Source organism: Streptomyces sp. NBC_01334, from assembly GCF_035983595.1.
Taxonomy (GTDB): Bacteria; Actinomycetota; Actinomycetes; order Streptomycetales; family Streptomycetaceae; genus Streptomyces; species Streptomyces coriariae.
On record NZ_CP130718.1, the window covers coordinates 1,149,274 to 1,162,899 of the forward strand.

Below are 13,626 nucleotides of genomic sequence, written 5' to 3' on the forward strand. Positions count from 1 at the left end.
GCGTGGCCTTCGCTTCCGGCACCCCTCCGCCACGCCACGCCACCCTCGCCCAGCGGCGGCTCCGCAACCCCGCCCGGCGCCCATTCGTCCGTCTCCTCCTCCGGCGGACGGGGCTGTTCCTTCGTACCGCGCACGAAGAGCCGCGCCAGCCGCTCCCCCACCTCCACCGCCGAGGCGTGGTTCTCGATCGGGGTCGCCCGGGAGTCCTTGAAGACGATGTACGTGACGCCGGAGGGGGTGCCGCCGCCACGCGGGTCGGGACGGATGCCGAGCGCCTTGGCGGTGGCGTACGACGCCTCGCCGATGATCCCGCTCGGTCCCGTGTCGCCGACGACCGCGTACTGCACCCGGTCCTGGTAGACGACGGCCGCGACCGACCCCCCGCGCACCCCGTGGTCACGGTGGTCCCAGAGGGCGCTCACCCCGGGCACCACGATGTAGGGCAGGGTCTCGGCGCTCAGATAGCGGCCGTCGGACTGCTGATAGGCCGTCGCGTCGGAGAACAGCGGGTCGGTGCGGCTGTTGCACTCCGGACCCGCGCGACCGTCGCAGTCGATGTCCATGTCGGCCGTCCAGAACACCGCCTCGTCGGTGCCGCAGACCGGGATGGTGGCCGGCGCGCCCTCGTCCGGGCGGTAGCGGCCGCGCGAGACGGGGGCGCAGTCGCGGACCCGGGCCAGCAGGTCGGCGGCGCGGATCGAGCCTTCTTGCCGGGGCGCCGAAGCCCCGAGGGCGCCCGAGGACGGGGGCGGGGCGGCGGGTGAGGTGGTCGGGGCCAGCAGGGCAAGGCCGGCCGCGGCCAGCGTCAGCGACTGGACGCGCACGATACGGACCCTCTCGTGGGGGCATTGACGGACACCCGGAACAATCTGGTGTCGATCACGGCCCGGGGCCAGCCCGAAGGGGCCGTACGGAGCACGCGGAGGATCCTCGGGGAGTCCGACGGGGCGACAGCGGGCCGGGGGCCCGGACGCCGTTTCGGCTCCGGGCCCCGAGCCCCTTTGCCGGCGCGGGAACAGCGACGACAGCGGTCCGCGCCACCGGCTTGAACTCATGAGCGCTCAGGGTGAGTTCACGCCGGGAGGAACTTCAGCATACGGAACCTCCGGAAGCGGTCGCCGACGACGGGCCCGTCCGTCCGCCCTCTTGATGTGTGCGCACCACCACGCCATATTGGTCCGGACCATTGCCGCCGTGCCGGGCCGGGAGGCGAAGCCGTGCGACGCGTTGTGCTGTGGGTCGTGGAGTGCGGCCTGGTGACGGCCCTGTGCTGCGGGTGCGCGGGCGAGGGCCGGGACGACGGACGGGCGCCGGGCGCCCCGACCGGGGTCACCGCGGAGGCCGGGAGCGCGACGAGCGTGCACGTCATGTGGAACGCGGTCGCCGCGAACCCCGAGGTCAGCGCCTACGAGGTGTACCGCGGTTCCGAGAAGGTCCGGGAGGTGCCCGGCTCCGCGCACATGCTGGACGTCGTCCGCCTCGCGCCGTCGACCACGTACGTCTTCACCGTGCGGGCCCGCGACGGCGACGGGCGGCTCGGTCCGCGCAGCCGGGAGGTGCGGGCCACGACACCGGCGGCCGCCTCGGCGGACCGCTCGCCCCCGACCCCGCCGGGCGCGGTGACCGGCCGGGCGGCCGGAAGCCGGGCCGTCCAGCTGTCCTGGACGCCGGCCACCGACGACCGGAAGGTGGTGTCCTACGACGTCTACCAGGGCGGCGTGCGGATCCACAGCGTCGGCGGGGGCCAGACGGCGACGGTCGTCACGGGACTGCGTCCCGGCGCGGGCTACTCGTTCACCGTCCGGGCCCGGGACGCGGCCGACAACGTCTCGCCCGCCGGTGCGCCCGTGCGCCTGACCACCGCGTCGGGTGACGACGAGGGGGCGGAGACCGCGCCGGCCGACTTCCGGGCGAGCGCCCGCCTTGCCGACGGGTCGTACTACCTCGACCTGTCGTGGGCGCCGCCCCGGGTGGACGGGGTGGTCACGGAGTACCAGATCCAGCTCGACGGGCGGCCGGCCACCTCGCTGGTGTGGGGCGGGACCCCGCCGCAGGGAAGGGCGACGTACAGCTTCTACGTGGGGCGGGAGGCAGGGGCCGGACACCGGGTGCGGCTGCGGGCCCGGCTGCCGGACGGCACATGGGGCGCGTTCTCGGTGGAGCGGGCGGTGACGACGGGCGCGCGGCGGTGAGCGGCCGGCCGTCGGCCCGCCCTCAATCCGAGCCGTGGCCGGGCCGCCCGTCGAGCCGACACTCGCACCGCCGCTCGCGCCGCGGCCGGGGGCACCGGCCGCGCCACCGTCGGATTGTCCCTCGGGCCTCGGGTCGGTCACCACGCACGGCGGGCGGTCCGCATGGGCCGTCCGAAGGAATCCGTCACCTGGGCGGTGGCCGTCCGCATGCGGGGCGGGACCGGGGCGCGTTGGCTTCCGGTGAGGCAGCACGGGCGTACCCGACCTTCGGCGGCGCAAGGGATGTACCGCCAACCGTGCCGCCGCCGGAGGACATCCGATGCGCACTTCCCGTTTCCTCGTCCGCTCAGGGCTGACCGTCGCAGCCGCCGCCGCTCTGCCGCTCGCCCTCACCGCCCAGCCGGCCGTGGCCCGCGTTTCGGGCATCTCCGTGAGCACGACCGGCTCCACGGTGTCGGTCGTGACCAGCGCCTGCACCCAGATCAACGGCAGTTGGGGCACGGCGGCACTGCTCGGCAGCGCCCAGGCGAGTTTCGCCCAGGGGCGCCAGGTCGCCCTGTCCGGGACGGCCGCCGGCCAGTCCGCCGCCTGGTCCGGCGTCTCCCCGGGCACGTACACGGTGGTCGTCATGTGCTCCAACGGCAGCACCGCGGGCACCCAGTCGGTGATCGTCTCGACCCCGGCCTCGGCCTCCCCGAGGGTCACGGTGACGCCCACGCCCTCGCGGGGCGTCATGGGGGGCCTCGGGGGCGCGGCCCGCGACTTCGGCCCCGTCGCCATGGGGGTGGGCGGGGCACTGGTGGGGACGGGCATCATCGCGGCGGCCTGGTTCCTGCGCCGCCGCTCGAAGCCCTACCGGCTCTAGGTCCCGTCCCCCACCACGGGCAGCTCCTCGACGGCCTCGGTGAGCCACTGCGTCCAGAAGGTCTCCAGCTCGATGCCCGCGCGCAGGACCAGGTGCTGGAGCCTGGCCTGCGCGCTGTCGTCGCCGGGCGGGAAGTCGCGCTTCTCGATCTCCTCGTACTCGGCCAACTGCCGGCGGTGCAGTTCGAGATGGCGGCGCAGGTCGGCCTCGATGCCCGCGGTGCCGACGACCGCCGCGGCGCGCAGCCGCAGCAGCATGGCGTCGCGGTGCGGCTTCGGGTCCTGGGCGGCCGCCGTCCACCGGGCGAGTTCGGCGCGTCCCGCGGGCAGTACCTCGTAGGCCTTCTTCTGCCCGCGGGCCGGCGCCTGTGCCGGCAGGGCCCGGATGTGTCCCTCGGACTCCAGTTTTCCCAGCTCGCGATAGATCTGCTGGTGCGTGGCCGACCAGAAGTAGCCGATCGACCGGTCGAACCGGCGGGTCAGATCCAGCCCCGACGAGGGCCTCTCGAGCAGGGCGGTGAGGATCGCGTGCGGGAGTGACATGCGGTCATCCTAGGGATGCGCCGGCCCGGTCCTACAGTTGCGCCGCCAGTTCCGTGCCCTGCTGGACGGCGCGCTTGGCGTCCAGTTCGGCGGCGACGTCGGCACCCCCGATGAGATGCACCTTTCCGCCGCCGGCGACCAGCGCCTCGTACAGGTCCCGGCGCGGGTCCTGCCCCGTGCACAGCACGATGGTGTCGACCTCCAGGAGCGTGCTCTGCTCACCGACGGTGAGGTGCAGCCCGGCGTCGTCGATCCGGTCGTAGCGCACCCCGGGAACCATCGTGACGCCCCGGTGCTTGAGCTCGGTGCGGTGGATCCAGCCGGTGGTCTTGCCGAGGCCCGCGCCGACCTTGCCGGTCTTGCGCTGGAGGAGGTGGACCGTGCGCGGCGGGGCCGGGCGCTCGGGGGCGGTGAGACCGCCGGGGCCCTGGTAGTCCATGTCGACGCCCCACTGGCGGAAGTAGGCCGCAGGGTCCTCGCTCGCCTTGTCGCCGCCGTCGGTGAGGAACTCGGCGACGTCGAAGCCGATGCCGCCCGCGCCGAGGATCGCGACGCGGTCGCCGACGGGGGCGCCGTCGCGCAGGACGTCGAGATAGCCGACGACGCTCGGGTGGTCGACGCCGGGGATGTCGGGGGTGCGGGGGCTGACGCCGGTGGCGACGACGACCTCGTCGTAGTCGGCGAGGTCCTCCGCGGCGACGTGCGTGTCGAGCCGTACGTCCACGCCGTGCGCGTCGAGCTGGTGGCGGAAGTAGCGCAGCGTCTCGTCGAACTCCTGCTTGCCGGGGACCTTGCGGGCCACGTTGAGCTGGCCGCCGATCTCGCTCGCCGCGTCGAAGAGGGTGACGTCGTGGCCGCGTTCGGCGGCGCTCACGGCGCAGGCCAGGCCCGCCGGGCCGGCGCCCACCACCGCGACCCGCTTGCGCAGCCGGGTCGGGGCGAGGATCAGCTCGGTCTCGTGGCAGGCGCGCGGATTGACCAGGCAGGAGGTGATCTTTCCGCTGAAGGTGTGGTCGAGGCAGGCCTGGTTGCAGCCGATGCAGGTGTTGATGGCCTCGGGGCGGCCTGCCGCGGCCTTGGCCACGAACTCGGGGTCGGCGAGCATCGGGCGGGCCATCGACACCATGTCCGCGCAGCCGTCGGCGAGCAGTTCCTCGGCGAGTTCGGGGGTGTTGATGCGGTTGGTGGTGACGAGCGGGACGGAGACCGCGCCCATGAGCTTCTTCGTCACCCAGGTGTAGGCGCCGCGCGGCACGGAGGTGGCGATGGTGGGGATGCGCGCCTCGTGCCAGCCGATGCCGGTGTTGATGATGGTGGCGCCCGCCGCCTCGACGGCCTTCGCGAGGGTGACGACCTCGTCCAGGGTCGAGCCGCCGGGCACCAGGTCCAGCATGGACAGCCGGTAGACGACGATGAACTCCTCGCCGACCGCCTCGCGCACTCGGCGGACGATCTCGACGGGGAAGCGCATCCGGTTCTCGTACGAGCCGCCCCAGCGGTCGGTGCGGTGGTTGGTCGGGGCGGCGATGAACTCGTTGATGAGGTAGCCCTCGGAGCCCATGATCTCGACGCCGTCGTAACCGGCCTGCCGGGCGAGGCGGGCGGCGCGGACGTAGTCGTCGATCGTGCGCTCGACGTCGGCGTCGGTCAGCTCGCGGGGCGGGAAGGGGCTGATCGGCGCCTGGAGCGGGCTGGGAGCGACCAGGTCCTGGTGATAGGCGTACCGGCCGAAGTGCAGGATCTGCATCGCGATGCGGCCGCCCTCGCGGTGCACGGCCTCGGTGATCGCCCGGTGCTGCTCGGCCTCCGCCTCCGTGGTGAGCTTCGCGCCCCCCTCGTAGGGCCGGCCCTCGTCGTTGGGGGCGATGCCGCCGGTGACGATGAGGCCCACTCCCCCGCGTGCCCGGGCGGCGTAGAACGCGGCCATGCGCTCGAAGCCGCGCTCGGCCTCCTCGAGGCCGACGTGCATCGAGCCCATCAGGACGCGGTTGGGCAGCGTGGTGAAGCCCAGGTCGAGCGGGCTCAGCAGGTGCGGGTAACGGCTCATGACAGCCCTCCGTGCGCGGTGTCTTCCCTCCAGTTCTAGAGGACCGCGCACGGGTTGTGCAACTAGTTGCACAATGGGATCGGCGTCATGTGCCGCAGGTCACCGGCGTCGCCGCCTCACCGACTCTCCAGCAGGACGTGCAGCTCCCGCTCCTGGTCCCCGGACGCCGAGGAGAGGTCGCGCACCGCGAAGACCGAGTCCAGCGTCGAGCGGAGCCGCTCGATCGCCCAGTAGCTGCCCTGCGCGTCGGCCTCCACGGAGGACGAAAGCCGGGCCGGGCGGGCGCAGTCGTGCGTCTCGGTCACCTCGAAGGTGCCGAGCCACACCATCGGACGGCTCTCGTGCAGCTGCTGCGGCACCTCGTCACTGCCGCGGTCCGATTCGAAGCACTCGCTGAGCATGTCGAACACGATCCGGGCGTCCTCCTTGCTGCATCCGCTGATCTCGACGGAGACGGACTCCTCGTGCGGTCGTTCGCGATCCATCGTGATCGCTCCTCTCGTGGGATGTGACGCGGAGGTGCGGGTTCCCCGCGAACCGCGCCACATCCCCAGAAAAGCACCACTTTCCGAGTGGGACCAGCGACAGGAGGGGCGCCGGAGGCCCGTCCGACCCCGGTCAGCTCCGGGTGAAGCGGTAGGTCTTGCTGTCGGTCAGCACACAGAACCCGGGCGACACGACGATCACCCGCAGGGTGCCGGAACGGCGGTCGTAGTCGATGCCCTCGGCCTCGAACGTGCCCGAGCAGGAGCTGCGCAGCGGAAGCTGGCGCAGGGCGGTGACATGGCCGGTGACGTCGGAGGTGCCGTTCGGTTCGGCGGACAGGTCGATCTGGAGGAGGGGCTTGGTGATGCCGAAGAGGGTGCCCGCCGGGTCGTCCGAGGCGCACAGCAGGGTGGTCGGGCCGGTGAAGTCGCAGCCCTGGACATCGCGCACCGCATGGTCGAGGCGGACGGTCGACACCTGCGGCAGGTTCGCGGAGGGCGAGGTGGCGGGGTTGGCGCCCGGGGTCGGGAAGACGAGGAATCGGGTCATGGTGCCCCACTCGCCGGACAGCATCCACCGGCTGTTCGGGGTGATCGCCGCCCAGGAGTTGTTCAGGGCCTCACCGGAGCCGAGCGCGTGGACGTACTCCGACCAGGCGCCGCCCGGTGCCTGCACGCGGTACATCTTCGCGTTGTTCGAGTCGCTCTGGTACGGCTCGACGTAGTAGCCGTCGTAGGAGGCGTCGGGGTCGCCGACGTGGTTCCAGCCCCGGGTGGAGACGGAGAAGGGGATGGTGCCGATGCCGGTGTAGCGGTTGGCGCTGCCCGCCGGGACCTCGACCGACGCCAGGCCCTGGCTCTCGGTCAGCGGGTCGGCGCGGTCGGAGCCGACCTCGGTCCAGGTGTCGGCGGCCGCGGCGGGCGGGGCCGCGGAGAGGACGGCGACCGTGGCCACGGCCAGCGCCAGGGAGGCGGTGCGGGCGGCGGTACGGGCGGTGCCGGCCGTGGTGCGACGGCGGCGGGCAGGACGCAGGGGCATGGGACTCCTCGTCGAGTGGGGGGTGGGGCGCGCTCGGCGGACAGTCTGGCCCGGCAGGATGGTCATGTACAGACCAATTCCATGGACAGGTGCGGGCCTTGAGGAGAACGGCGCGCGACGCCGTACTGGAGGAGCATGAAGAAGGGCGCCCAAGGCGTGGGAGAAAAGGGTTGAGCACGGTAGAACAGGGGAGTCGGCACGGGGGACGGCGTGCCGCGTCGATATGCGGAGGCGGTGCGTGGCATGAACGGAGCCGGATCGTCCGCGGCTGAGAGCGGTGGCCCGACCGCGCCCAGCGGCCTGCTGGACGTGCTCAACGTGGCTTCCGTGGTGCTCGACACCCAGGGGCGCATCGCCCTGTGGAGCCCCCAGGCCGAGGAGTTGTTCGGGTACTCGGCCAATGAGGCGCTGGGGCGGTACGCGGCCCATGTGATGGTCCACGAACGCCACGTCGACCTGGTCGTGCAGCTGTTCGCCGATGTCATGGCCACCGGCGAGAGCTGGGCGGGGGCGTTCCCGATACGGCGCAAGGACGGCACCACCCGGTTGGTGGAGTTCCGCAACATGCGCCTCATGGACGACCGGGGCGACGTCTACGCCCTGGGTCTCGCCACCGACCGGACGACGGTGCGCCGGCTGGAACGGGACCTGGCGCTGTCGACGCGGATGGTCGCGCAGTCCCCCAACGGCCTCGCCGTCCTGGACACCGAACTGCGGTACGTCTCGGTCAACCCGGCGCTGGAGCGGATCAACGGCGTTCCCGCCGCGGATCACCTCGGCCGGACCGTACACGAGGTGCTGCCCCGGCTGGACGCGGCGGCGCTGGAGGCGGCGGCGCGCCAGGTGCTGCGGACCGGGGAGCCGCTCGTCGACCGGTCCACGGTCGGCCGCACCCCCGCCGATCCGGACGAGGACCACGTCTGGTCACTCTCCCTGTACCGCCTGGAGGACGCCCGCGGCACCGTGCTGGGCGTGGCCGTGTCGGTCGTCGATGTCACCGGCCGGCACCGGGCCGCCGTCGAGGCCGAGGCGGCGCGCCGCCGGCTGGCACTGATCGCGGACGCCTCCGCCCGGATCGGCACCACCCTGGACCTGGAGCGCACCGCCTTCGAGCTGGCCGACGTGGCCGTGCCGGAACTGGCGGACGTGGCCGCGGTGGATCTGCTCGACGCGGTGATGGCGGGCCGCCGCACCAGCCTCGGGCCCGCCGAGTCGGCCGTGATCCGCGCACTCGCGGTGTGCGGCGCCGACGAGCCCGACGCCCTGCGGGCCGCCGACCAGCCAGGTCAGGTGGCCCGCTACGCGCCCGACCGGCTCGTCACCGAGTGCGTACGCTCGGGCCGGCCGGTCATGGTGGCCCAGGTCAAGGACGAGGACCTCGGGCGCATCGCCCACTCCCCCGAGGCGGCCGCCCTGCTCGCGCGGGCCGGTGTGCACTCCTATCTGGCCGTGCCGCTCATCGCGCGGGGCGAGGTACTGGGCGCCCTCGACCTCAAACGGACCCGCAACCCCCTGCCGTTCGACAACGACGACCTGCTGCTCGCGCGCGAGCTGGCGGCCCGGGCGGCCGTCCAGATCGACAACGCCCGCTGGTACCAGAGCGCCCGCACCACCGCGCTCACCCTCCAGCGCAGCCTGCTGCCGAGCCATCCGCCCGTCACGGGCGGCCTCGAGGTCGCCTCCCGCTACCAGCCCGCGGGCGCCACCACCGAGGTCGGCGGCGACTGGTTCGACGTCATCCCGCTCCCGGACGGCAAGACGGCGCTCGTCGTCGGTGACGTGATGGGCAGCGGTATCGACGCCGCCGCCACGATGGGCCGACTGCGCACCGCGACGACGACCCTGGCCTCCCTCGACCTCGACCCGGCGGTCCTCCTGGAGCACCTGGACCGGATCACCCAGGGCCTGGACCACTCCATCGCCACCTGCGTGTACGCCGTCCACGATCCCCGGCTGGGGAGATGCCGGATCGCCAACGCCGGCCATCTGCCGCCGGTGCACATCCGCCCGAGCCGTCCGCCGGAGCTGCTCGACCTGCCCACCGGCGCGCCGCTGGGCGTGGGCGGGGTGCCGTTCTCCACGACCGACGTCGACTTCGCCCCCGGCGACCAGCTCGTGCTGTACACCGACGGCCTGGTCGAGACCCGCACCCACTCGCTCGACGAACGCCTGGAGGCACTGCTGGCGCTGCTCGACGATCCCGCGCGGCCGCTGGAGGAGGTGTGCGACCTGCTGCTGAGCGCGTTGCACCACCCCGACAACCACGACGACGTGGCCCTGCTGGTGGCGCGTGCGCGGGCCGGGGAGTGAGCGGCGCCGCCCGTCCGATTCACAGGCTTTTGTTATCGCTTCCTTACCGGACACCTCGGACAATCACAGTGAGGCGTGGCAGTGGTGCCGCCGTCGTGGCCGAGGAGAGTGAGCCGTGATGCAGGAGCCGGACAGGCCCGAAGGGCCACAAGAGGTCGAACTGCTCTCGGGGCCGGTCGACGGGGAACGGGACCGTGCGGACCTGGGCGCGCTGTGGCGGCGCCGGTCGGCCCGCGGCCGGGCGGTGATCGCTGCCACCGCCGTCGCCGTCCTGGCGTTCGGCGGCACCGTCGCCTACGCGGCGACCTCGGGGGACTCCGGTGGCGGTTCGCCCCCGGCGGCCCCGTCCGCGTCCTCCTCCGAGGGGCCCGGCGGACGGCACGCCCACGGCGGCCCGTGGTTCGGCCTGGGCGGGGACGCCGCGCACGGTGAGGCGACCGTCAAGGACCCCGACACCGGCGACTGGGTCGTCCGCGTCTGGCAGTGGGGCACCGTGGCGAAGGTGGCCGACGACCGGGTCACCGTCAGGAGCGAGGACGGCGTCTCGTGGACGTGGACGGTGGGTGCGGACACGACCGTGTCCGCCGAGGGCGCCTCCGGCTCCGGGGCCGACGCGTTGAAGAAGGGCGACACCGTCCTCGTCGTCGGCTCCCGTTCCGGTGACACCGACACCGCCGACCGCGTCCTGTCCGGCACCTTCGACGAACGCGGCCCGGGCGAACGCGGCCCCGGCGACCGGCGCGGCGACTCCCCGGGGCACGGCCCGTGGAACCACGGGGGCGACCGCTCCCCCGGGCCCACGGGCAGCGGAGCCGCTACCTGACCCTGGTGCCGACGACCACGTGGGCGTACAGCTCCTCGTCCTTGGCCAGACGCACCGTCAGACCACCGCGGGTGAACGCCTCGACGGCGGCCGGGGCCTGGCGCTCGCTGGTCTCGACGAGGACACAGCCGCCGGGGGCGAGCCAGCGCGGCGCCTCGGCCGCGACCCGGCGCAGCACGTCCAGCCCGTCACCGCCGCCGTCGAGGGCGGCTAGCGGCTCGTGCTCCCGGGCCTCCGCGGGCAGCAGGGGAACCTCGCCGGTGGGGACGTAGGGCACGTTCGCCGCCAGGATGTCTGTTCGGCCCCGCAGTTGGCCGGGAAGCGCCGCGAACAGGTCGCCGGCGTAGGCGTGTCCGCCGTGCTCGGCGATGTTGCGCCGGGCGCAGCCCACCGCCGCCGCGTCGATGTCCGCGGCGTGCAGCTCGACCGGTCCGAGGGAGGCGGCGAGGGCGGCGCCGACGGCGCCCGAGCCGCAGCACAGGTCGACGACGACGGAGGCGTGCGGCGCCGCGGCGAGGGCTTGGTCGACGAGGAACTCGGTGCGGCGGCGGGGCACGAAGACGCCCGGCTCGACGGTGATCCGCAGGCCGTGGAACTCGGCCCAGCCGACGACGTGTTCGAGGGGCAGGCCCGCCGCGCGGCGGGCCGCCATGGCCGCGGCCTCGTCGGGCGTGCGGGCCGCGGTGAGGATCAACTCCGCCTCGTCCTCGGCGAACACGCACCCGGCACCCCGCAGAACGGCGACCAGGACGTCACGGGACGCCGAGGGGGAGGTCGGGGAAAACGAGGAACCGACGGGAGAAGTACGAGAAGAACGAGAGGAAGCAGAAGAACGCGGAGAGGGAGAAGCGGGAGAAGGCGAAGAGGCGGGAGAACGAGGGGGCATGAAGCCGAGAAGCCTTTCGGAAGCCGAAGGGCGCTCTCACGGTCGCCTACCGGCGGCGATCCACGCTGTCACGGGAGGAGAGCACCCGACCTGACACTGCGGTAATGGGTCTCACCTCCTCGGTCACGCGCGACTGGGAACCTCCGCAGCCGGACGGCCACCCTACCCCAGAGAGCGGACGACGTTCCGGGCACGGAATCCCTCGCCACCTGAGTTGTACTATGCAACCAGGCTAGTGAGGGAGGACCGGTGGAAGCACCCGAGGCCGTGGAGACCATCCAGCGGGAGATGACGAGCTTCGCCCGGCGGGCCCGTGCCTCGGCGGGCCGGCTGCACCCCGAACTGTCGCTGGTGTCCTACACGCTCCTCGGCCACCTGGAGGAGAGCGGCGGCTGCCGGGCCACCGACCTCGCCGCGCACTACGCCCTGGACAAGTCCACGGTCAGCCGCCAGGTCGGCGCCCTGGAGCGCGCCGCCCTGATCGAGCGGCGCCAGGACCCCGAGGACCACCGGGTGCAGGTCCTGCATCTCACCGACACGGGCCGCCGCATCCTCGCCCAGGTCACCGAGAGCCGCCGTACGGCCTTCCGGGAACGGCTGGCGCAGTGGCCGGAGGCGGACCTGGAGCGGTTCGCGGAGTACCTGGTGCGCTACAACGCGTGGCGCGGGCCCGCCGCCGGGAGCGATCCGCCTCCCCCGGCGGCCCCGTGACCCCCCGGCCGGTTCGCTACGCCACGGGGACCGACTCCCGCCCCTCCCCCAGCCGCTCCGGCACCCGTGCCGCCAGGAACGCCGTTCTGCGGCGCAGCCGGAAGCCCAGGGACTCGTAGAGGCGGATGGCGTTCGTGTTGCCGGCGCTGGTGTGCAGGAAGGGCGTCTCGCCGCGTTCGCGGATGCCGTGGGCGACGGCCAGGATCAGCCGGGTCGCCAGGCCCTCGCCCCGGAAGGCGGGGTCGGTGCAGACCGCGCTGATCTCGGTCCAGCCCGGCGGATGCAGGCGCTCGCCGGCCAGCGCGATCAGGGCGCCGCCCCGCCGTATGCCCAGGTAGGTGCCGAGTTCGATGGTCCGGGCCTCGAACGGCCCCGGCTGGGTACGGGCGATCAGGTCGAGGATCTCGGGTACGTCGGCGGGACCGAGCCGGACGGCCTCGGGTTCGGGTGCGGCGGCCAGCCCGTCGTCGACGAACTGCACGCCCTCGATCTGGAGGGTGAGCTCCCACCCGGCCGGGAGCTCACCGCGGAAGCCCGGCAGCGGGACCTCCGCGCCGGGACCGGCGAGCGCCGCGAGATCCGCCCAGTCGGCCGCGTCCGGCTCGTCCGGCAGCGCCAGCCACGGCGACACGTCGACGGGGTAGCGCAGCACCCGGCCCCGGCGCTCGGCGAAGTGGGCGTGCGGGCCGGTGAGGGAGGCGAGGGCGGGGTTGTCGAGGACGTGCGGGGGCTCGATGGCGCTCATGCGTCCGCTCCGATCTCCAGGACGACCTTGCCCCGGGCGTGGCCGCTCTCGACCTCGCGCAGCGCCTCGCCCGCCCGCTCCAGCGGGAACGTGAGGGTGACATGCGGGTTCAGTTCGCCGCGTACGACCAGGTCCGCCACCGCCCGCAGAACGGCCGTGTCACGGGCGCGGGCCACCCGGGCGCCGCCCAGCCGCTCGACCTCCTCGGCCGGGGCTCCGGCCGTGATCAGCCGGGCGCGGTCGCGCACCAGGCCGGCCGCCTCGTGCAGCACCTCGCCGCCGACGAGGTCGTAGACGCCGTCGACACCGTCCGGCGCGGTCAGGCGCACCGCCGCCGCCCAGTCCGGGCCGGACGGCACGTGCACGGCGCCCAGCGACTCGAGGAGGTCCTTCTTGCCCTCGCTCGCGACGCCCACGACACGCAGTCCGCGGGCGCGGGCGATCTGCGCGACGGCGACCCCGACTCCGCCGCCCGCGCCGGTGACCAGCAGTGTCGCCCCGGCCGGCAGGTCGAGCTGGTGCACACCGTCGTAGGCGGTCGCCGCGGCCACGGGAAGGGTCGCGGCGTCGGTGAAGGACAGCCCGGCGGGCTTGTGGGCGGTGATGCCGGCGGCCAGCAGCGCGTACTCGGCGTAGCCGCCCGCGACCGCGGTGCCGAACACCTCGTCGCCGGGCGTGAAACCGGTGACTCCCTCGCCGCTCTCCTCGACGACGCCGGCCACCTCGTTGCCCAGGACCGAGGGGAACACGCGCTCGCCGCTCTCGCCGGGGCGCCGGTACCCCGTGCGCTGTTTCCAGTCGACCGGGTTCACACCCGCCGCACGCACCGCGACGAGCACCTCGCCGGGCCCGGGCCGGGGGCGGTCCAGGTCGACGAGGGCCTCGGTCTCCGGGCCGCCGTACCGGGTGAAGACGTACGCCTTCGGCATTGCTCCCACTCTCCTTCGCTGGCACCGGACCGCTGGATCCGGAACGACACGT

12 protein-coding genes and 1 pseudogene are annotated in these 13,626 nt (G+C 73.7%); 5 read left to right on the forward strand and 8 right to left on the reverse strand.

All coding sequences use genetic code 11. The features are described 5' to 3' along the window. Window positions 1-125: 125 nt before the first annotated feature. A pseudogene (locus OG736_RS05250) lies at window positions 126-824 on the reverse strand (glycoside hydrolase family 75 protein); the annotation flags it as partial. 393 nt (window positions 825-1,217) lie between these two features. On the opposite strand from OG736_RS05250, the gene OG736_RS05255 reads away from it, so the two are divergent. Continuing rightward, window positions 1,218-2,192, forward strand: a complete 975-nt coding sequence (locus OG736_RS05255) for a fibronectin type III domain-containing protein (RefSeq protein ID WP_442817002.1) — start codon at window positions 1,218-1,220, stop codon at window positions 2,190-2,192. 319 nt (window positions 2,193-2,511) lie between these two features. After that, on the forward strand, window positions 2,512-3,057 hold the full coding sequence (locus OG736_RS05260; RefSeq protein WP_327181375.1) for a hypothetical protein: 546 nt from the start codon (window positions 2,512-2,514) through the stop codon (window positions 3,055-3,057). On the opposite strand, the gene OG736_RS05265 is transcribed toward OG736_RS05260, so the two are convergent. The 4 genes from OG736_RS05265 to OG736_RS05280 form a co-directional block, all read right to left on the reverse strand. Continuing rightward, window positions 3,054-3,599, reverse strand: coding sequence for a PadR family transcriptional regulator (locus OG736_RS05265; protein WP_327181376.1), 546 nt, complete (start codon window positions 3,597-3,599; stop codon window positions 3,054-3,056). The genes OG736_RS05260 and OG736_RS05265 overlap by 4 nt on opposite strands. Window positions 3,600-3,630: 31 nt before the next feature. Further along, the gene (locus tag OG736_RS05270) at window positions 3,631-5,646 is read right to left on the reverse strand and encodes an FAD-dependent oxidoreductase (RefSeq protein WP_327181377.1); all 2,016 of its coding nucleotides are present in this window, start codon (window positions 5,644-5,646) and stop codon (window positions 3,631-3,633) included. A 116-nt stretch (window positions 5,647-5,762) separates the two neighbouring features. Further along, a complete protein-coding gene (locus tag OG736_RS05275) occupies window positions 5,763-6,131 on the reverse strand; it encodes a hypothetical protein (protein WP_327181378.1) in 369 nt (122 codons plus the stop codon). 133 nt (window positions 6,132-6,264) lie between these two features. Beyond that, window positions 6,265-7,170: a hypothetical protein gene (locus OG736_RS05280; protein ID WP_327181379.1), complete on the reverse strand. Its 906-nt coding sequence runs from the start codon at window positions 7,168-7,170 to the stop codon at window positions 6,265-6,267. Window positions 7,171-7,413: 243 nt separating this feature from the next. Between OG736_RS05280 and OG736_RS05285 the strand changes: the two genes are divergently transcribed. Both OG736_RS05285 and OG736_RS05290 read left to right on the forward strand, forming a co-directional pair. Beyond that, window positions 7,414-9,480 (forward strand): SpoIIE family protein phosphatase, encoded by a 2,067-nt coding sequence (locus OG736_RS05285; protein WP_327181380.1) that lies wholly within the window; start codon window positions 7,414-7,416, stop codon window positions 9,478-9,480. A 118-nt stretch (window positions 9,481-9,598) separates the two neighbouring features. Next, the gene (locus OG736_RS05290; RefSeq protein WP_327181381.1) at window positions 9,599-10,303 is read left to right on the forward strand and encodes a hypothetical protein; all 705 of its coding nucleotides are present in this window, start codon (window positions 9,599-9,601) and stop codon (window positions 10,301-10,303) included. Here the strand turns inward: OG736_RS05290 and OG736_RS05295 are convergent. Next, on the reverse strand, window positions 10,296-11,189 hold the full coding sequence (locus OG736_RS05295; protein ID WP_327181382.1) for a putative protein N(5)-glutamine methyltransferase: 894 nt from the start codon (window positions 11,187-11,189) through the stop codon (window positions 10,296-10,298). The two genes, OG736_RS05290 and OG736_RS05295, sit on opposite strands and share 8 nt — an antisense overlap. Before the next feature lie 249 nt (window positions 11,190-11,438). On the opposite strand from OG736_RS05295, the gene OG736_RS05300 reads away from it, so the two are divergent. Next, window positions 11,439-11,900, forward strand: a complete 462-nt coding sequence (locus OG736_RS05300) for a MarR family winged helix-turn-helix transcriptional regulator (RefSeq protein WP_327181383.1) — start codon at window positions 11,439-11,441, stop codon at window positions 11,898-11,900. 16 nt (window positions 11,901-11,916) lie between these two features. On the opposite strand, the gene OG736_RS05305 is transcribed toward OG736_RS05300, so the two are convergent. Together OG736_RS05305 and OG736_RS05310 are read right to left on the reverse strand one after the other, a co-directional pair. After that, window positions 11,917-12,645 carry a GNAT family N-acetyltransferase gene (locus OG736_RS05305; protein ID WP_327181384.1) on the reverse strand — a complete coding sequence of 243 codons (729 nt, stop codon included), beginning with the start codon at window positions 12,643-12,645 and terminating at the stop codon, window positions 11,917-11,919. Beyond that, the gene (locus OG736_RS05310) at window positions 12,642-13,574 is read right to left on the reverse strand and encodes a quinone oxidoreductase family protein (RefSeq protein WP_327181385.1); all 933 of its coding nucleotides are present in this window, start codon (window positions 13,572-13,574) and stop codon (window positions 12,642-12,644) included. The genes OG736_RS05305 and OG736_RS05310 overlap by 4 nt, the downstream gene beginning before the upstream one ends. Window positions 13,575-13,626 lie beyond the last annotated feature (52 nt).